Annotated in this window: 20 protein-coding genes; 5 read left to right on the forward strand and 15 right to left on the reverse strand. The window is 71.9% G+C overall.

Annotated features, from left to right (window positions below):
* Nucleotides 1-57: 57 nt before the first annotated feature.
* Entirely contained in the window at nucleotides 58-420 is a 363-nt protein-coding gene (locus tag V5E28_RS20250) for a DsrE family protein (RefSeq protein WP_336208519.1), read from the forward strand.
* Nucleotides 421-449: 29 nt separating this feature from the next.
* Here V5E28_RS20250 and V5E28_RS20255 read toward each other — a convergent pair whose 3' ends face one another.
* The 4 genes from V5E28_RS20255 to V5E28_RS20270 form a co-directional block, all read right to left on the reverse strand.
* A complete protein-coding gene (locus V5E28_RS20255; RefSeq protein ID WP_336208520.1) occupies nucleotides 450-1163 on the reverse strand; it encodes a type 1 glutamine amidotransferase in 714 nt (237 codons plus the stop codon).
* Nucleotides 1153-2382 carry a MurT ligase domain-containing protein gene (locus V5E28_RS20260; protein WP_336208521.1) on the reverse strand — a complete coding sequence of 410 codons (1230 nt, stop codon included), beginning with the start codon at nucleotides 2380-2382 and terminating at the stop codon, nucleotides 1153-1155. The genes V5E28_RS20255 and V5E28_RS20260 overlap by 11 nt, the downstream gene beginning before the upstream one ends.
* Nucleotides 2383-2438: 56 nt before the next feature.
* On the reverse strand, nucleotides 2439-5408 hold the full coding sequence (locus V5E28_RS20265) for an ATP-binding protein (RefSeq protein ID WP_336208522.1): 2970 nt from the start codon (nucleotides 5406-5408) through the stop codon (nucleotides 2439-2441).
* 81 nt (nucleotides 5409-5489) lie between these two features.
* Nucleotides 5490-7478, reverse strand: coding sequence for a hypothetical protein (locus tag V5E28_RS20270; protein ID WP_336208523.1), 1989 nt, complete (start codon nucleotides 7476-7478; stop codon nucleotides 5490-5492).
* A 167-nt stretch (nucleotides 7479-7645) separates the two neighbouring features.
* On the opposite strand from V5E28_RS20270, the gene V5E28_RS20275 reads away from it, so the two are divergent.
* Genes V5E28_RS20275 through V5E28_RS20285 form a run of 3 tightly spaced genes read left to right on the forward strand, consistent with a single transcriptional unit; the run spans nucleotide 7646 to nucleotide 9878 of the window.
* Nucleotides 7646-8302: a hypothetical protein gene (locus V5E28_RS20275; RefSeq protein ID WP_336208524.1), complete on the forward strand. Its 657-nt coding sequence runs from the start codon at nucleotides 7646-7648 to the stop codon at nucleotides 8300-8302.
* On the forward strand, nucleotides 8302-8946 hold the full coding sequence (locus V5E28_RS20280) for a hypothetical protein (protein ID WP_336208525.1): 645 nt from the start codon (nucleotides 8302-8304) through the stop codon (nucleotides 8944-8946). Before V5E28_RS20275 ends, V5E28_RS20280 begins: the two co-directional genes overlap by 1 nt.
* A gap of 2 nt (nucleotides 8947-8948) precedes the next feature.
* Nucleotides 8949-9878 (forward strand): hypothetical protein, encoded by a 930-nt coding sequence (locus V5E28_RS20285; protein WP_336208526.1) that lies wholly within the window; start codon nucleotides 8949-8951, stop codon nucleotides 9876-9878.
* On the opposite strand, the gene V5E28_RS20290 is transcribed toward V5E28_RS20285, so the two are convergent.
* Entirely contained in the window at nucleotides 9868-11127 is a 1260-nt protein-coding gene (locus V5E28_RS20290; protein ID WP_336208527.1) for a hypothetical protein, read from the reverse strand. The two genes, V5E28_RS20285 and V5E28_RS20290, sit on opposite strands and share 11 nt — an antisense overlap.
* A 106-nt stretch (nucleotides 11128-11233) precedes the next feature.
* Nucleotides 11234-12169: an ADP-ribosylglycohydrolase family protein gene (locus V5E28_RS20295; protein ID WP_336208528.1), complete on the reverse strand. Its 936-nt coding sequence runs from the start codon at nucleotides 12167-12169 to the stop codon at nucleotides 11234-11236.
* A 115-nt stretch (nucleotides 12170-12284) separates the two neighbouring features.
* Between V5E28_RS20295 and V5E28_RS20300 the strand changes: the two genes are divergently transcribed.
* Nucleotides 12285-12833, forward strand: a complete 549-nt coding sequence (locus V5E28_RS20300; RefSeq protein WP_336208529.1) for a helix-turn-helix domain-containing protein — start codon at nucleotides 12285-12287, stop codon at nucleotides 12831-12833.
* Between the two features lie 20 nt (nucleotides 12834-12853).
* On the opposite strand, the gene V5E28_RS20305 is transcribed toward V5E28_RS20300, so the two are convergent.
* The 9 genes from V5E28_RS20305 to V5E28_RS20340 form a co-directional block, all read right to left on the reverse strand.
* A complete protein-coding gene (locus V5E28_RS20305) occupies nucleotides 12854-13741 on the reverse strand; it encodes a methylated-DNA--[protein]-cysteine S-methyltransferase (protein ID WP_336208530.1) in 888 nt (295 codons plus the stop codon).
* On the reverse strand, nucleotides 13738-14289 hold the full coding sequence (locus V5E28_RS20310; RefSeq protein ID WP_336208531.1) for an RNA polymerase sigma factor: 552 nt from the start codon (nucleotides 14287-14289) through the stop codon (nucleotides 13738-13740). The genes V5E28_RS20305 and V5E28_RS20310 overlap by 4 nt, the downstream gene beginning before the upstream one ends.
* 100 nt (nucleotides 14290-14389) lie before the next feature.
* On the reverse strand, nucleotides 14390-14692 hold the full coding sequence (locus V5E28_RS20315; RefSeq protein WP_336208532.1) for a DUF1416 domain-containing protein: 303 nt from the start codon (nucleotides 14690-14692) through the stop codon (nucleotides 14390-14392).
* Complete coding sequence (locus V5E28_RS20320) at nucleotides 14692-15531, reverse strand: sulfurtransferase (protein WP_336208533.1); 840 nt, start codon at nucleotides 15529-15531, stop codon at nucleotides 14692-14694. The genes V5E28_RS20315 and V5E28_RS20320 overlap by 1 nt, the downstream gene beginning before the upstream one ends.
* On the reverse strand, nucleotides 15528-15941 hold the full coding sequence (locus V5E28_RS20325; RefSeq protein WP_336208534.1) for a DUF4395 domain-containing protein: 414 nt from the start codon (nucleotides 15939-15941) through the stop codon (nucleotides 15528-15530). Before V5E28_RS20325 ends, V5E28_RS20320 begins: the two co-directional genes overlap by 4 nt.
* Before the next feature lie 60 nt (nucleotides 15942-16001).
* Nucleotides 16002-16085, reverse strand: a complete 84-nt coding sequence (locus V5E28_RS49565; RefSeq protein WP_350668905.1) for a putative leader peptide — start codon at nucleotides 16083-16085, stop codon at nucleotides 16002-16004.
* A 32-nt stretch (nucleotides 16086-16117) separates the two neighbouring features.
* The gene (locus tag V5E28_RS49570; RefSeq protein ID WP_442945844.1) at nucleotides 16118-16669 is read right to left on the reverse strand and encodes a TlpA family protein disulfide reductase; all 552 of its coding nucleotides are present in this window, start codon (nucleotides 16667-16669) and stop codon (nucleotides 16118-16120) included.
* 28 nt (nucleotides 16670-16697) lie between these two features.
* Nucleotides 16698-17519 (reverse strand): anti-sigma factor family protein, encoded by an 822-nt coding sequence (locus tag V5E28_RS20335; protein ID WP_336208750.1) that lies wholly within the window; start codon nucleotides 17517-17519, stop codon nucleotides 16698-16700.
* Complete coding sequence (locus V5E28_RS20340; protein WP_336208535.1) at nucleotides 17519-18031, reverse strand: sigma-70 family RNA polymerase sigma factor; 513 nt, start codon at nucleotides 18029-18031, stop codon at nucleotides 17519-17521. The genes V5E28_RS20335 and V5E28_RS20340 overlap by 1 nt, the downstream gene beginning before the upstream one ends.
* Nucleotides 18032-18039: the final 8 nt, after the last annotated feature.

Here is an 18039-nt window from a genome sequence, read left to right on the forward strand (position 1 = left end):
CCCGGCGCGCCGACCTCCCCCGCAGCGCCGGGTGTCCGGAGGGCTAGGGTGACGGACATGGCACGATCATTGGTGATCAAAGTGACAGCAGGCGCCGACGCCCCCGAGCGCTGCAACCAGGCGTTCACGGTGGCGGCCGCAGCGCTGGCGAGCGGCGTCCCCGTGTCCCTCTGGCTGACCGGCGAGGCCTCCTGGTTCGCCCTGCCGGGCCGGGCCAAGGAGTTCACCCTCCCGCACGCCGTCGCGCTGCCGGACCTCCTGGACGCCGTCCTCGCGGGCGGCCAGGTGACCCTGTGCACCCAGTGCGCGGCCCGCCGCGACATCACCGTCGACGACGTCATCGACGGCATCCGCATCGCCGGGGCCCCCACGTTCGTCGAGGAGGCCGTCGCGGAGGGCGCCCAGGCGCTGGTGTACTGACCCGCCTCAGCCCCGGGCGGCACGCGGAGTCACTGGGACAGCACGGTGCTCAGGCGCTCCTGGCGGAGTTGCTCGTAGCGGGTGTCGTCCAGAGGGGCGAGGGGGCCGGCGCGCCAGGAGAGCAGCAGGTCGGCCAGGGCCGGGTTGCGGGCCAGGGCGGGACCGTGGAGGTAGGTGCCGACGACGTGGCCCGCGTAGCAGCCTTCGAAGCCGTTGCCGTTGCCGACACCCTTGATGGTCTTGGACAGGGGCTGGACGCCGGGGCCGAGGCTGGTGACGCCCATGTGGTTCTCGAAGCCGGTCAGGGTGGGGAGGCCGAGGGCGGCGTCCACCTCCGCGACCAGCTCGCCGACGGCGCGGGCGGGGCCGCGGGTGCTGGCTATGTCGAGCAGGCCGATGCCGTCGACCGGCTGCCCCTCCTCCCCGCCGAAGGTGCTGCCCATGATCTGGTAGCCGGCGCACACCGCCAGCATGGCGGCGCCGCGGGCGATGGCGCGGTGGATGCCGCCGTCGCGGCGCAGGCGCTCGGCCGCGAGGATCTGGGGGCGGTCTTCGCCGCCGCCGATGAGGTAGATGTCACCCGTTTCCGGCACCGGGTCGGCGGAGCGGACGTGAATGGTCTCGGTCTCGATGCCCCGGCGCTGCGCGCGGTGCTCCAGGACGAGCACGTTGCCCTGGTCACCGTAGGTGCTCAGCAGGTCGGGATAGATCCAGACAATGCGCAGGGCGCTGTCAGACGGCACGACCGAACTCCGATCGGATCTGCTGGAAGGCGGTGTAGTTGGCGATCACGTCGACGCGGCCGGGCGGCTGCATGGCCAGGGCCTCCGAGAAGGAGGCGCAGACCGCGAACGGCACGTCGGCCACTTCGAGCCGGAGCGCCAGGTCGAGCCGGCGCTCGCCGGTGATGAAAACCGGGCGGCCGCGCAGGATCCGGTAGTCGACGTCCCACAGCCAGGAGGTGTCGCGCCCGTCGGGGCCCTGGGCGTTGACCGACAGGATGATCGGCAGGTTGGGGTCGCTGACGTCGAACGCCTCCAGCCAGCCCGCCGGGTTCTTCGCCAGCAGCAGCCGCGCCTGGCGGCCGTCACGCTCGACCGTGGTGTAGCGGCCGGCGACCGAGGTGACCTCGCGCAGGGCGGGCAGCGCCTGCGCCACCGGCATGCCGAACGCCTCGGCGACCGCCAGCGCCATCGCGGCGTTGGAGCGGTTGGCCAGGCCGGGGAGCTGGATGTCGAGCAGCCAGCGCTCGCCGCGCGGGTCGATGACCGCGTCGTCGTCGAGGACCCACTGCGGCTCCGGCCGGTGGAAGGTGCACTCGCGGCAGGCCCAGTCGATGCCCTTGCGCTCGAGCGGGCCGCCGCACTCGGGGCAGCTCCAGGAGTCTTCCTTCCAGCGCTGCCCGCCGGCGACCCAGGTGACCTTGGCCGCGGTGGAGGCGCCCCAGGTGACGAGCGGGTCGTCGCAGTTGGCGATGACGTGGGTGGGCTTGCCCGACAGGGCCTTGCGCCACTTCTGCGCCAGGAGCCAGATCTCGGCCGCGCGGTCCATCTGGTCGCGGCTGAGGTTCATCAGGCAGACGACGCTCGCGCCGGTGGTGTCGAGGACCTCGGGCAGGTATTTCTCGTCGACCTCCAGCACACCGTAGGGGGCGCCCTTGTGCTGGGACAGCGCGGAGACGTGGCCCGCGGGCATGTTGGCGCCGAACGCGTTGGTGGCCACCTGCCCCAACTGCAGCAGCGCCGAGGTGATGAGCCGCGTCGTGGTGGTCTTGCCATTGGTCGCGCTGACCAGGGCCAGCTTGCGATCGCGGGCGAGCTGGCGCAGCAGGTCCGGCTCGAGCATCAGGCCGACCCGCCCGCCGATCACCGAGCCGTCGCCGCGCCCGGTCATCCTGGACAGCGTCGCGGCACTGCGGCCCAGGGCGCTCGCGAGCTGAGCCCGCAGTGGAAGCTGGGTCATGTAGAGGGATCCTAGTCGGCATTGGGGACGCGGCACCTCCTACTCGCTGTCGGCGCTCAGCCGGATTCGGCGAAGGCGAGCTCCGGGGTACCGCCGTGCTCGAACGGGAGCACGAACCTGCGCGGCCACGACAGGACCCCCTCCAGCCATCCCGCCCCCATCGTCTGACCGACGTGGCGGAGCCTGGCGGGCGCCTCGATCCCGACGGCGACCGAGGTGATGTCCCGCTGGACGCCCTCGTTCTCGTCGTCGCCGAGGATGACCCGCCACGCCAGGGCCCTGTTGTGGTCCACCTCCATCGACAGCGGGTGGTGGCGCAGCGCCTTGGCGCGGTGGCCGAGCAGCTCGGCGTGGACGAGGTCGGTGGAGCCGTTGCCGTTGGGCTGCTGGCGGAACAGCGAGTACTCCATCGGGGGCGCCGGGCTGCGCAGGTCGGGCGCCGGCCTGCCGTACGGGAAGAGCCTGTCGACCTCGTGCAGCCAGCGCACCTGCGGGATGACCCAGGAGGCGCCGGGGCGCTCGCCGCCGTTCTCCAGCGTGCCGAGCAGCCGCGAGGCCGTCTCCGCGGCCTTCTCGGTGAGCAGCGCCGGGTCGAACCAGCTGCGCAGCGACCAGGCGCGCCGCTGCACCGCGCGTTCGACGAGGGTGGCGAGCAGGCACTCCCTGCGCCGCGCCGGCAGGTCGGCCCAGGCGGCCGACAGGGAGCGCGGCACGCCGGGCAGCGGCCGGTTGCTGACGAAGGCGAGCACGACCGTGTCGCACCAGATGCGCAGCCAGGCCCAGTCGGGCGCGTCGGCCAGCACGTCGGCCTCGCGCAGCTCGACCAGCGTGCACGCCTGCCCAGTGCGGCACTGGGCGCCGCAGGCCGCCGATCTGCGGCCGCGGATCGGCGGCGGCGGGCTGGTCAGCAGCTTCTCGCGGGACTCGCCGAGCGGCACGCGGACGCGCAGCGGCCGGTCCATCCCGTCGGCGAACACCGCGGCGTCGCCCGGCGGCAGCGAGACGACGTGCCGGGACTGCTCCTCGCTGAGGTTCATCGCCGCGCCGACGAGTTGCCTGTCGTCCTCGGCGGGCAGGCGGTGCACGACCTTGAGCGCGGTGTTCTTGACCACGTCGGAGACGAGTTTGGTGGGGATCTGCTCCGCCACCACGATGCCCTCGCCGTATGCCCTGATCTCGGCGAGCATGCCCGCGAGCAGCTCGACCGCGTGCGTGGCAGCCCGCCCGGCGCCGCGGTCGCGCAGCAGCCGGTGGGCCTCCTCGATGACGATGACGTGCCGCAGGTCGGTGGACTTCTCCTGCCTGGCCCGCATCCGGAGGTGCTCCACGATCCTGATGATCAGGGTGCCCATGAGGAACGCCTTGTCCTCGTCGTTGGCCACGTCCTCGATCGCCAGCACCACGTTGCGGCGCAGCAGCCCGCCGATGTCGGCGGGGTGGCCGCCCTCGAAGAAGCGGCCGGCCGAGCCGACCCGCAGCGAGCGCAGCCGCAGCGAGATGAAGCCCTCGACGTCGGCCTGGACCTCGCGCCCGTAGCCGATCTCCTTGATCACGTCCATGGCGTGCTGCTGGAGCTGCTCCAGGGTCGGCACGCTGGGCGGCACCTTGGAGCCGGGCACCGCGCCGCCGGTGACCACGTCCCAGCCGGTGGCCTCGTAGACGCGCTGCAGCGCCAGCGACATGATCTGCGGGAACGGCTCCTCGGCGTCGAAGGCCGCCATGAACAGCGCCCGCACCATGTCGATGTGCGCCTGGACCGGGTAGCCGGGCTCGGGTTCCAGCGGGTTCACGCTGAACGGCACGCCGCCGGGCGCCGACGGGTTGATCACGGTGACCGGCGCCAGCGACTCGATGCGCCCGGCCATGGCGGCGTATTCGGACTTGGCGGCCTCGATGGCCAGCCAGGGGATGTTCGCCCGGCTGAGCTGCTCCAGCAGGTGTCTGACGGTCTGGGACTTGCCCGAGCCGGTGGCGCCGGTGACGAAGGCGTGCCGGTTGAGCGTGGCCAGCGGCACCCGGAACGAGCCGACGCCGCGGTCCTGCCCGTCGAGGATCTGGCCGAGCTCCAGCTCGCCCTCCTCGGCCTCGGAGGTCACGTCGAAGAACCCGGAGTCGAGCACCCGCACGCCCGGCACCTCGCGGCGGGGCAGCCCGGCCAGGGCGGCCAGTGCCCCGGCCGTCGCGGCGAACGGGGCGGCGGCGCCGTCGGCCGGATCCTGCATGGTGATGGCCAGCGCCTCCGACAGGGCGTAGACGGACCCCTGGGCGCTGCGCAGCCGGTAGGGGTGGTGGCTCATCTCCACCGACCCGACCAGGACGGGGGCGATCTGGCGCAGTTCGTCGGCGGTCGCGCCGCCGGCCAGCACGCGTACGTTCCACAGGCCCGCCTCGCGGAATGCGTCGAGCTCCTGCATGCGGCGTTCGGCCCGCTCGGCGTCGAACCTGGACCGCTCGGAGGCGTCGCCGTACTGCCTGAGCACGTTGAGCTGGGTGCGCAGGTGGGCCACCTCGGCGTCCAGCAGGTCGGTCGGCTCGGCCACGACCAGCCAGGCGAACGGCCTGGACATCAGCGTGACCAGCGTCGACTCGAACAGCGTGGGCCGCTTGAGCTCGTCCGGGTCCGTCCCCGCGTACTCGCGCCGGCTGCCGAGCGGCGGCGCCTGGCGGCCCGGGCACGGCGTCCACACCAGGTCGGCCAGGTCGGCGAGGTAGCCCTCGTCGAGTTCGACGCCGCGCGCGCCGCCCGGGAAGAGCAGCGGCTGCGGGCCACCCGGCCGGTCCGGCGTGTCGGGTGCCCGACGCGGCTGGCGTGGCGGCGACAGCGGCCCCGCGTTGGTGATCAGTTCGAGCGGCGCGCCGGAGCCTCGGGACAGCCAGCCGATGACGAATGGCCGGTCGCGCTGCGCCGCCGACAGAACGGCGGGCAGCACGGTGACGAAATCCCACTCCGCTGACGAGCTACGCGAGGGTGCGGCGATCGACTGGATTCGGTACCAGGGCCCGCTCAGCGACACACTCGGCTGCATTTCATCCCCCCACAGACGGTTGTTAGTAAAACTCCGCCGCCCGCCAGCACATCACCTCGACATTGACCATTTCATCGACTGTCATTGCCTGTCCTTGCGCCAGTCCAGGCGTGGCGGTGGTGGCCCGAGGTTGGGCGGGGGCTCGCCGTCGCCGTTGCCGTCACCGTTGCCGTCGCCGTTGCCGTTGCCGCGCTCGACGGCGATGACGGCCTCACGGACGTCCTCCAGCTCGCCGAGCGTGGTCTTGGGGAAGGTGAGGATGGCGGGGTTCGCGTCGGCCAGGCGGACCCGCCTGCCCTGCGCGGTGGCGTCCGTGACGATCACGGACGTGGTGGGCAGCAGCTGGAGCTGGTGCGGCTCGACGAGGAACTCCCGCGAGCGCTGCAGCACCCGCTCCTTCTCGGAGATCTTGTCCGCGGTCCTGCCCCACTCGGTCGACTCGGTGATGTCCTCGGCGAGGTCGGTGGGGCTCTCGGCGCGTTGCTGGTCGGAGTCGTCGAGCTGCTCGATGGTGGAGGTGTAGCCGCCGTCGAGGCCGGGCAGCGACTCGCTGATCGTCTCGGTGAGCTGGGCGAGCTCCAGCCGGTGCTCGGTGCCGACGTGCTCGCTGGCGACCCTGGCGTCCTCTGCGTTGCCCAGGCGCATGAAGGCGACCGCGGCGTGGCCCCTGCCGAGCCGCTCGCGAACGGTCGGGGTGAGTGCCCGGTAGGTGAGCACCAGGCCGGTCCTGGAGGTCTCGCAGGCGTCCATCAGCCGGTCGAGCACGTCGCCGCGGAGCTTGTCCGCGCCCGCCACGATGATCGTGTGGTACCAGGGCCTGTCGGAGGCGGCCGACTGGCGCAGGATGTGGGTCAGCGCGGTCGCGACGTACGTGCCGAGCACCCGGTTGCCGAACACGCCCGCCTGCCGGTCCATGCTGACGACCCTGAGCCTGGCGGGCGGCAGGCGGACGGCCTGGGTTCCGAGGGTCTCCAGCTTGCGCAACTGCGACTCCAGCGCCCAGGCCCGCTCGATCACCACGCGGTCGCTCACCCCGCGCCCGAACAGGGTGCCGATCCGCTCCAGCTGGGTCGCGGTGATCAGGCCGAACCGCAGGTCCTCGCGCGGGTCGCCGACCTGGGCCAGTGCCCGGAGCGCGGCGGTGACCTGGCTGATCGTGGCGTTCTCGCCGAGCACCTCCAGCACCCGCTCCAGGATCGCGTTGTCGAAGCTGAGGTCGCGGGTGCTGCGGTGCTCCTCGCTCACGCTGACCACGTGCGCGAGCACGTCGGCGAACGCCTCGGGCTTGAGCGTGGCGCCCAAGTCGAGCCTGGGCAGGTCGACCGGCAGCACCCACACCAGCGGGTCGTCGCCGCCCTTGCGGGCCAGCTCGATCAGGTCCTTGGCGATCGCGCCCTCCGACAGGTCGAGCACGGTCAGGTGGCCGCCGCTGTAGAGGCGGGTGGCGCCGAGCAGCGTGATCAGCGCCGACCAGCCGGGCAGCGTGCCGCCCGCCACGTCGATGCGGTCGATCTCGTCGGGCACCGCGACGGCGTACCAGGTGAGCTGGCGGTCGTGGCGCTCCTTGACCTCCTGCCACTCCCGGTAGCGCTGGGCGTGCTCCTCCTGAGCGCGGAACAGCTCCTTGTCACGTTCCTGACGCTGCCGGTCGTGCCTCACCTGCTGCTCGTAGACCCGGTACTTCACCGCCCTGTCGCCCTGCACCAGCGCGTAGCTGCAGATGCCGGCCACGCCGCCGGCCGCCACGAGGCCGATGAGCGCGAAGGACCAGCCGAGGTAGCCCGTGACGGCCAGCGTGAGAATGAGCAGGGTGAGCAGGAGCATGAACATCCGCACCAGCCGCACCGGCCGGTTGAGCATGTCCTCCTGCATGCGCTCGCGGCGCAGCAACTGGGCCCGCTCCTCGGCGGCGTCGTCGACCCCGGCGGCCCCTTTGGTGGCTTCGGGCTCCTCGACGGGTGACGGCCGCCTGGGTGGCGGCCCCGGGTCGGGGTGCAGCAGGATGTACTGCCAGCCCAGGTAGATGCGGTCCGCCTGCAACTGCGCGTGATCGGGATGCACGTCCGCCACGTGACCCCCTCCGGCTGCGCTGTGTCCTCAGTAGGGGCGGTGTCCCTCCGCTCCGTGACAGCGTATGAGCTACAACCCCTGCTGCGGCAGGGTTCTCGGCAATTCGACCAGCACAATGGGCGGATTGGGGTGGGTGGGACAAGCGTGACCTATTACCATCCTTACCCATGACGGAACCCTCCGGCGGCAGCGACAAGGCCAAACGCCCCGTAGCGGTGCCCGTGATCGGCCTGGTGGCGCTGACCGCCATCGGCATCACCGTCCTTCTGGGCGGCCTCGACGAGCGTCCCGACTCCCCGCCGCCCCAGCTCAAGCCGGGCGACAGCCTGGACCAGGGGCAGTTCGAGACGCAGTTCGTCGAGTCGAAGCTGACGGTCGAGCGGGCCAAGAGCCCGTTCACCGACGACAAGCGCTTCGTGGACGTGGTCTTCAAGGTGACGAACAAGACCGACGAGACCATCAGCGTGGGCAGCCTGCCGTACGACAAGAGCCGCGGCTACAGCTTCGGCGGCTCGCTGTTGAAGATGGACCCCCCGATCAAGTCCAAGTACGGTCCCCGGATGTTCGTCGACTCCAAGGGGGTCGAATCCGTCCAGCTGCACCCCGCCGTGCCCGCCACCGTGATCGCCCGCTTCGAGCTCGAAGGCGCGGCGCGGCCTCCGGAGCAGGTGACGTTCGACGTGGGCGTGTACGAGAAGGCGGAGAACCCGCTGACCGGCGAGTCCCTGTGGCTGCTGCCCACAGAGGGCGGCTTCCTCGGCAAGGCGGAGACGAAGGAAGTGGCCGCCAAGGTCACCCTGCCCGTCAAGCCGGAGGGGGCGTGATGACCGCCACCGATCGACGTCCCGCCGCGCCACGCCGCGTGCGCCGGCAGCCGCCGCGCCGGCGGGCGGGCAGGGCCGTGCTGGGTGTCCTGACCGGTCTGGTCCTGGCCGCCGGCGCGGTGGCCGTCCAGTCGCTGGAACTGACCCAGGAGGGCAAGGACGCGCCGCTCACCTTCCTGGGCGCCAAGGGTGAGGCGGTCGACGCGGGCCGCTTCTCCGTGCGGGTGCTCAAGGTGTCCTCGGCCAAGGCGGTCAAGGGCCAGGGCGGGGACGTGCCGGCAGAGCAGCTGTTCCTGGTGGTCGAGGCGGAGGCGACGGTGAGCAAGGAGCCGGTGCACCTGGCGCCGCCCACACTGCTGACCGCCGACGGCAAGAAGTTCGTCGCCACCGACAAAGTGGACAAGTCGCTGACGCTCGCCAACCCGTGGATCCAGCCCGGCTGGTGGTCCCGCGGCAAGTTCGTGTTCGAGGTGCCGTCCTCGGCGCTGCCCGGCGCGCAGGCCGTGTTCCAGTTGCCGGTCAGCGGCCTCTACAGCGAGCCTCTGCCGCCGGAGGCGCAGATCGACCTGGGCATCGACGAGGCGGCCGGCAAGCAGCTCGCGTCCACCCCTGCGGACGTCGTCGACCTGGCCGAAGAGAAGTAGGCATGAGCACCAACGACCCGAGCCGCGACTGGTTCGCCCCGCCGTCCAACCAGCCGTCACAGCCACCGCCGCAGCCGCCGCAGGGCCCGCAGCCGCCGCTCCGGCCTCGCCGGGCGCAGCGCGGCCAGCCCCGAGGCGAGGGGCCGGCGCCGTTCGGCAGCGGGCCGCGGCCACGGCGTGCCACGCATCCGGACCAGCAGGTATGGCCGCCCGCGCGCCGGGAGCCGGTCGTCGGCTCGACCCAGCCGATCCCGGTGATCCCGAGTGCCGGACCGCTGCCGCCGGCTCAGCCGGCGTTCCGGCCGGGTCCTCCCCCTCCGTCCGAGCCCGCCCCTCCGCCCGCCCCTCCGCCCGCCGCACCGGCACCGCGGCGCTCGCGCACGCTGCTCCTCGGCGTCGGCGCGCTGGTCGCGTTCGCGCTCGGGATGGGCCTGCCGACGGCCGACCGCTACCTCTTCTACACCAGCGGGCAACCGAGCGAGACCGTGCACGTGGTGGCGGCGGGCCGGCCGCTGACGTTCGAGCACGTGACGTGGAAGTCGGCGATCGAGCCGATGAAAGCGCCGGAGGGCTCCAAGCCACTCGCTCCCGACAAGCTGTGGATCAAGATCACCGTCACCCGGACGGCGGTCGACAAGACCGGCGCCGTCCTCACCGGCAGCCCGAAACTGACCGTGCACGACAGGCAGGGACGCAAATGGATGGTGGAGACCCTCCGGGACGACATGCCCACCGACGGTCACCAGGTGGGTCAGGCCTACTCCTTCACCTCCGTGGCCATCGTGCCCAAGGCGGTGGCGGGCGAGGTGGAGCTGCACCTCGCGCCCAACATCACCTACCGCTCGGACACGCCCACGGACAAGCTGCTGGAGATCAAGCCGGAGGACGAGGAGAAGCGCGCGCGGAACGACGTGCTGGTCTTCAGGCGGTGATGTCCTCGCCGCGCAGCCGCGCCCTGGTGGCCGCGATGTCGAAGGCCGCGGCGAGCACGCAGAAGGTCAGCGCCGTCATCAGGAGCTCCTTGACGAACACCACCGGGTAGCTCACGAACAGCCACATGTAGGGCACGTCGGAGCCGATCAGGGTGCGGACTCCCCGCTCCGCCCAGTCGGCGCCCACGTGCAGCCCCACGTAGAGCAGGCACACCAGGCCGAACAGGGTGGCCCCGCCCTTGATGGTGATCCTGAAAGCGTTGACCACGGGCACCCAGCGCTCCGTGAAGCCGCCGATGACCCGGTCCACGGCCCGCTGGGTGAGCGAGTGGCTCTGCTCCAGCTTGTCGACACCCTTCTCCAGCCTGGTGCCGCGCAGCGCCCGCCGGGTGTCGTCGACGGAGGCGCCGAAGACCAGCACGGCCACCGCCAGCCAGGTGAGCGGCACGGCCAGGGCGTCGACCACGTGCGGCCAGATCTCCGCGACCCAGGCCCAGAACGCCTCCCAGCCGGGGATGCTCTCCTTGGCCTGCTCCCAGGTGCTCTTCACGCCGCCGACGACCGCGCGATGCTCGGTCCAGTCACCCCGCGCCGAGGTCAGGTTGTAGAGGGCCATCAGCGCGCAGAAGACGAACGAGAACTCGGCGAAGGCGGCCGCGATCCCGCTGAAGTTGCCCTTCCCCTGCTCGACCAGCTTGCCGAACAGCACCCGAAGCCCGAAGGTGACGACCATGGCCGCGAGCGAGACCCGCCAGTCCAGGCTGACCAGGCCCACGCCGTAGGTGGCCGCTTCGTTGGTTCCGTTGGCGACGTTGTTGAATATGGGCGTGTAGAGGTTGTCGTCCAGGTTGTGGAACAGGTCCATCTGCTGGAAGTCCGACGCGTCCTCGATGTGCAGCGACCAGGCCATGTAGATGACCGCGAAGGCGGGCGCCACCCGGTTGAGCGAGCTCCAGAACCTCTCGTCCTGCTCTCCGTCGGCCCGGCGCGCCCGGGTTTCCCAGAGCACCCGGCGCAGCGACTGCAGCATGCCGGTGATCATCGTCATCGAGATCAGGATGACCAGGGTGAGCAGCACGTAGGCGGCGATGAGGCGGGCCTGGCGGAAGTCGCCGTGCTGGATCTCCGAGGCCAGGTAGAGCGTGGCCCAGCGGGCCAGTTCCCCCGCGGAGTACCAGAGGATCAGCGGCAGCGCGCATTTCCCCGCGAGCTTGAGCGCGTGCAGGGGGAGCGAGAACGGCGACGGCACCGGCTGAGCCGGCGTAGGCCCAGGTCGGGGCGGCGCCATTACGCCTGAGGATCCGGACATCTGCAGAATCGTATCGGTCTGTCCGAAGCGGCGCAGCCCCTATCCGCTACAGCCGGCGGTCCAGGCGGTGAGCCAGCTCGACCAGATCCGGCAGGCGCAGCACCCGCTTCCCCGCGCCCGGCAGCGGAACGTGCAGCGGCTCGGTCCAGCGATCCGGGATCGCGCCGGCACCGTGGACGGCTCCGGCCAGGCCGCCGGTGACCGCGCCCACCGTGTCGGTGTCGCCGCCGAGGTCGATCGCGGCCCGCAGCGCGCCCTCCAGGCACGAGGTGGTGCGCAACGCCCAGACGGCCGAGCCCAGGCAGGGCCAGACGGCTCCGTTGAACTCCGTGGCCTGACCGGGATGCCAGTCCGGCGCGAGCACGACGGCATAACGCTCGCGATGCTCCGCCGGGACGTGGCCGAGGGCGGCGGGCACGGCGTCGAGCGGGTCGCCGCCGTCGAGCGCGACGCGGAGCAACTCGTGGTAGATCGCGGTGCCCGCCCAGGCGGCGGGATCACCGTGGGTCAGCGCCGCGATGCGGCGGGCGGCGTCCATGGTCGTCTCGCACCCCTGCGGGGCGAAGTAGACGGCGGAGGTGGTGGCGCGCATGAGCGAGCCGTTGCCGGCGGCCCGCCGGGTGCGCTGGAAGTGGAAGCCCGCGGCGAGGTCCCACGGCATGCCGTTGGTGAGCACCTCCTCGGTCTGCAGACCTATGTCCTTGGGGTCGGCGGCGGCCCACCGCTGGAAGCGGGCGAAGATGTCCGGCAGGTCGAGCCCGCCGCGCTCCAGCAGCGACTCGGCGAGGTGCACGGCCATCTGGGTGTCGTCGGTGGCCTCTCCCGGATCCCAGCCGCCGCCACCGCACATCTCGCCGCCCGTGGAGGGGGCCGGAAACCGGCTCGTGAACGCCCCGGCGGGTCCGAACTCGAAGGGGGCTCCCAGTGCGTCCCCCACGGCCGAGCCCACGACCGCGCCGACGGCGCGCTGAGTACGGTCCATCACCGCAGCCTAGCGGGGGGCCGCGAACCGCCTTCACAGCAGGCCCAGAGGCCGGTGAGCCGATTGGTGGGGACGAAGGCCCCCGATCGGCGCGCCGGTGCGGCACGATGGCGGCATGGAGTCGCGGCCCGCACTGGACACCGACCCGCGTGTGGTCGGACAGCGGGTCCGGCAGCTGCGCCAGGCGCGCGGGGTCTCGCTGTCGGAGCTCGCCAGGCGGGCGGGCATCGGCAAGGCCACGCTCTCCGGCGTGGAGACCGGCACCCGCAACCCGACGCTGGAGACGCTCTGGGCCATCACCGCGCAGCTCGGCGTGCCGATCGGAGCGATACTCGACTCGGCTCCCGAGCCGCAGATCGTCCGCGGCACGGCCGTCGAGGCGGCGCTGCTCGAGGTGTTCGAGGACGATCTGGTCACATACGAGCTCTACCGCCTGCGGGTGCCGCCCGGGATCACGCAGACCTCTCCCGCGCATCTGGAGGGGGCCAGCGAGCACATCACGGTGTTCAGCGGCACGCTGACGGCAGGGCCGCTGGACGCGCCGCTGACAGCAGGGCCCGGCGACCACATCTCCTGGCGCTCCGACGTGCCGCACGGCTACCGCGCCACCGGCACCGAGGTGGTGCGCGCCACGCTACTGATGCGCTACCCCGCCAAACCCTGACAACCGTACGCGGGTGCGGGTCAGGCGGCAGCGGGCCGGCAGGTGCGGCATGGCCTGTAGCCGGCCGTGCGAGCCTGGGCCAGCGTACGGAAGCCGTGCCGGTGGGCGGGCGTGATGCGCCGGGCGTTGTGGCAGGTCGGGAAGCACACCACGCCGGTGGTGTCACTGGCCAGGTAGAACACCCGCTCGCGGGCCAGGTCGCGGAGCCGGTCGAGATCCACGCCCTCCGCCGCGAGCAGCCGCTCCTTGGCCTCCGGCCCGAAGACGTACTCCCCCACGCCCCCGTCGGAGCGCGTCACCCGGTGACACGGGACGAGCAGCGGCACCGGGTTGCCGCCGAGCGCCGTCCCCACCGCCCGGACCGCCCCGGGCCGGCCGATGCGGTCGGCGATCCAGGCATAGGGCCGTACCTCGCCCCTCGGGATGGATCGGGCGGCGAGCAGCACGTCACGCTGGAAGTCGCTGAGCCCGCGCAGGTCCAGCCGCAGCCCTTGCGAGCGGCCGGCGCGCAGGGCGGGCACCAGCCCGGCCGGCGGCCGGGTGGCGGGCAGCAGCGGGCGGCCGAACCGCTTCCTGAACGCCTCGGCGAAGGTGTCCGCGCTCTCGCGCACGTACGCGATCCCGTGATCGGTGTAGGCGACCGAGATCTCGCCGATCGGCCCGGGCACGCGCACCCAGCGGGCCGCGATCCGGTCGAGCAGTCCGTCCGGCGCGTCGGTCGCCAGGGCGGCCAGCCCGGCGAGCAGTCCGTCCGGCACGTCGGTCGCCGGGGTGGCCAGCCCGGCGAGCAGTCCGTCCGGCACGTCGGTCGCCGGGGTGGCCAGCCCGGCGAGCAGCGGGTCCGGGGCCGTCGCGCCTGAAACCGGGTCCGGACGCATGGGGTCCGGGGTCGGCCTGCTCTCAGTCATCGGGCGCCTCCCAGTGCGCGCAGCCGCTTCAGCCCGCGCGATACGTGCGACTTCACGGTCCCCTGCGGGATCCTGAGCACCGTGGCGATCTCGCTGACCGGCAGATCGACGACGTGCCGGAGCACGACCGCCGCCCGCTGCTCCGCGGGCAGCATGACGAGCAGCGCCTGCAGCTCGTCCCCCGTCTCGTGGCGCACGGCCGCATCCTCGACGCTCTCGCGCGGATCGGCCGTCTCGACGGGCACCTCGCGCAGGTCGGGGGGCGGTTTGCGCGATCGGGCCCGGGCGCAGTTGCGCCAGATGTTCATCAGGATCGTCATGAGCCACGCCCTGGGCTGCAACGCCGCGATGCGGTCGCGATCGTATCCGGCCAGCGCGCGGTAAGCCCGCAAAAACGCCTCGGCGGTCAGGTCCTCGGCGTCGGCCCAGCCGCCGCTCAGCCGCAGCGCGGTGGTGAAAACGAGCCCGCGATGCGCGGCGAACAGCTCGGCGAACCCCTGGTCGAGGTCGTCCAGCAGCGCCTTGCGCACGGGATCGAGACAGTCCATGTGACTCACATCGGATACAACACCGCGGGCCCGGAATCGGTTGCGTCCGGACATGCGAAGGGGCCCGCGTCCGGAGAACGCGGGCCCCTCGTAGAACCTGTCAGACGGCCACGGCCAGCTCGGACACCTCGCCGAGCCTGGCCTCCACCTGGACGTCCCTGGTGACGCCGCCGCCCGCGATGATGCGGACGGTCCAGTCGCCGGGCGCGGCGAAGAAGCGGAAGACGCCCTCGTCGGACACCACCACCTCGCCGGTGAACTCGCCCGTGTGGTCGAGCAGGCGCGCGTAGGCGGTGCCCGCGCCGGTCACCCGGCCCTGGATCACGGCCTGGTTGGAAAGGTCGATTCCGGCCGGCAGCGCGATGGTCTGCTCCGGCGCTCCGCAACCCTGTGCAGTGGTCATCAGCGGGCCTCCCCCAGCTCGATCGGCACGCCCACGAGCGAGCCGTATTCGGTCCACGAACCGTCGTAGTTCTTCACGTTCGCCTGGCCGAGCAGCTCGTGCAGCACGAACCAGGTGTGGGCGGAACGCTCGCCGATGCGGCAGTAGGCGATCGTGTCCTTGCCGAAGTCGACGCCCGCCTCGCCGTAGAGGGTGCGCAGGTCGTCGTCGGTCTTGAAGGTGCCGTCGTCGTTGGCCGCCTTCGACCACGGGATGTTGCGGGCGGTGGGCACGTGGCCGCCGCGCTGGGCCGCCTCCTGCGGCAGGTGGGCGGGGGCGAGCAGCTTGCCGCTGAACTCGTCGGGCGAGCGCACGTCGACCAGGTTGAGCTTGCCGATCGCCGACACCACGTCGTCGCGGAAGGCGCGGATGCTGGTGTCCTCGCCGGACACCGCGTACTGGGTCTTGGCGCGCTGCGGCGCGTCCTTGACGAGCTCGCGGGAGTCGAGCTCCCACTTCTTGCGCCCGCCGTCGAGCAGCTTCACCTGGTCGTGGCCGTACAGCTTGAAGTACCAGTAAGCGTAGGCGGCGAACCAGTTGTTGTTGCCGCCATACAGGACGACGGTGTCATCGTTGGAGATGCCACGCTCCGAGAGCAAGGCCTCGAAACCGGTCTTGTCGACAAAGTCGCGGCGGACCGGGTCCTGCAGGTCCTGCTTCCAGTCGATCTTCACGGCACCACGGATGTGGCCCTTGTCGTAGGCGCTGGTGTCCTCGTCGACCTCGACGAGCACGACACCGGGCGTGTCGAGGTTGGACTCGACCCATTCGGCATCCACCAGGACGGCAGAGCGGCTCATTGGGAAACCTCCATTTTGGCGGCGGGCAGTAGACGGCGAATGAGCAGGTACATTTCGCAGCCAAGGCAGAATCCGAAGGCTGCGTTGAGGAAGGCGGCGAGGAGGGCCGCGGCCGTGGCCACCAGGGCCAGCGGCGTGAGCCCCACGAGGTATCCGGCCAGCCCCACGACCGCGAAGGCGAGCCCCACCGCCTGCGCGAAGCGCGGCGGGCGGGCGTCCTCGGTCTCCTTCGGGGCACTCCTGACGAGCGCCTTGAAGAGCATCCCGTACGGTGAGCGGCCGGCCACGCCGAGCGCGAACACCAGCGCCTGGGCGGCGAGCAGCCAGGCGCTGCCCGTCACCAGGACGAGGGCGAGGATCGCAGTCGTGACAGCCGCGCCGAAACGCAGCGCTCTAGGGTCAGCACGCATCGCAGGATGCTCCCTGAAGGGGTCGGATTGGGGCGGATCAGAGTCCGCGCGAGACCGTCCTCAGGCAGCGCGACAGAGCGCGGTGGCTACGCGGCAGAAATCAACCGCGCGCCGCTTCGTCAGCAGCTCTGTCGATGGGTTCATGGTGACGACAGTACTCGTCGTCTCGCCATCTGTCACATCTCGTCCGACTCATGAGACACGTTCTGAGACGAGCCCCCGGGCACGGCCTGTGCGAGCGCGTTCAGGACGTCGGCCTTACGCGGCTGGCCAGAGGCCCGTTTCACGATGTTTCCGGAGCTGTCGAGGACGAACACCGTCGGCGTGCGCAGCACGTCGAGCCGCCGCACGAGGTCCAGGCGGGACTCCGCGTCGACTTCCACGTGCGCCACCCCGGGCACCAGCTCGCTCACATCGGCGAGCACCCGGCGTGTCGCCCGGCAGGGCTGGCAGAAGGCGGTGGAGAACTGGACCAGCGTGGCCCGCTCCCCCAGCGGGGTCCCGAGCTCGGACCCGGTCAGCCGCCCCGCCACGTCGTCCACCTCTCGATCATCCCGTCCGGCGGGCGCTCCCGCCGGCCGGTCGGCGGCGGCCTCGGCGGACCCGGGTCCCGCCCGCCGACGCGCCCCGCGCCCGAAGTCGCGCATCCGGCCATCACGGCGCAGCCGTAGCGCTCCGATCAGCGACCCGAGCGCCAGCGTCGCCAGCACCACCCACAGACCTGTCATCTCCGGGTGCAACCACGAGGCACGCCGTTTACTTCCGCACCGGCACCGTGACGAGCGTCCTGCCGGTGGCGTCGACGACCTCGAACCGCACGATGTCCGCCATCGCGATCCCCGTCTCGCGCGGGAAGGCCACCTTGTCCTCGTAGGTCTCACGGCTCACGGTCCAGGACTGGGTGCGCTCGCTCTCGCCGTTCGCGCCGACGACCAGGAGCCTGCAGGTCGTGCCGAGCGGCACTCCTGTGACCCGCACCAGCAGATCCGTCCCGCCTCCCGCCGGGCTCGCCGTCACCGTGGCCTGGCGGTCGCCGTCGGCTCCGGAGAACTCCCCGCCCTCATCCGTCTTCAGCAGGCTGGCCGCTTCCGACCGGCTCGGTCGGGGGGTCTGCCGGGCCTGCCTCTCGCTCCTGTCCGGCGGCCGGCTCGCCTCGCTCTCGGCTCTCGCGTCGTCGTCCGGGGCGAGGTACGGGGCGACCTCCTCGGGGCTGTCCGCCGCGGGCGCCGACACGCTGGCGTGGTCACCCGCGGGCTGCTGGACGACCGACCACACGGTGCCGCCGACGACCAGCACCGCTGCGGACGCGGCCACGGCGAGCATCAGCCGCCCGCGCCTGTGACGCCTGGCGCGGTCGTTCAGCAGCCGGTCGAGCACCTGCCGGGGCGGGCTGGCCACCAGCGCGACATCCCGTTCCGAGACCTTGCCCAGGAACCCCGCGACCCCCTCAAGCTCCAGCAGCTCCGCGCCGCACGCCTCGCAGGTGGCCAGGTGCGTGTCGATCTCCTCGGCCTCGTCGGGCTCCAGCGCGCCGAGCGCGTGCGCGCCGAGTGCCAGCCGGACCTCCTCACACGTCATCACGGCGCCAGCCCCCGCTCCTGCAGTGCGAGCTTGAGCGCCCGCAACGCGTAGTAGGTGCGCGACTTGACGGTGCCCGGCGGGATGCCGAGCTTCGCCGACGCCTCCCTCACCGATCTCCCCCGGTAGTAGACCTCCTGGAGCACTTCGCGGTGTTCGGGCCGGAGCGCCGCCAGCGCCTCCGCGACGGCCCACGACTCGACCGCGCGCTCCAGCTCGTCGTCGGCGGGCAGCACGGCCAGCGCCTCGTCGCCGGTCTCCTGCGGTCGCGCCTTGCGGGCACGATGCTGGTCGACGACGAGATTGCGCGCCACCGTGAACAGCCACGCGCGGATGGGGCGGTCCGAGAGCGCGTCAGGGTGCCGCCAGGCCCGCAGCAGCGTTTCCTGCACGACATCCTCCGCCCGTCCCGAGTCACCCGTCAGTCGCAGCACGTATCCGTACAGTGGCCCGGCGTGCTCGTCGAAAAGGGTCCTCACGAGTTCCTCGTCGGCGGTGCCAGCTGAGCTCACCCCCTCAT

Origin of the sequence: Nonomuraea sp. LPB2021202275-12-8 (assembly GCF_037044575.1) — a bacterium.
Taxonomy (GTDB): domain Bacteria; phylum Actinomycetota; class Actinomycetes; order Streptosporangiales; family Streptosporangiaceae; genus Nonomuraea.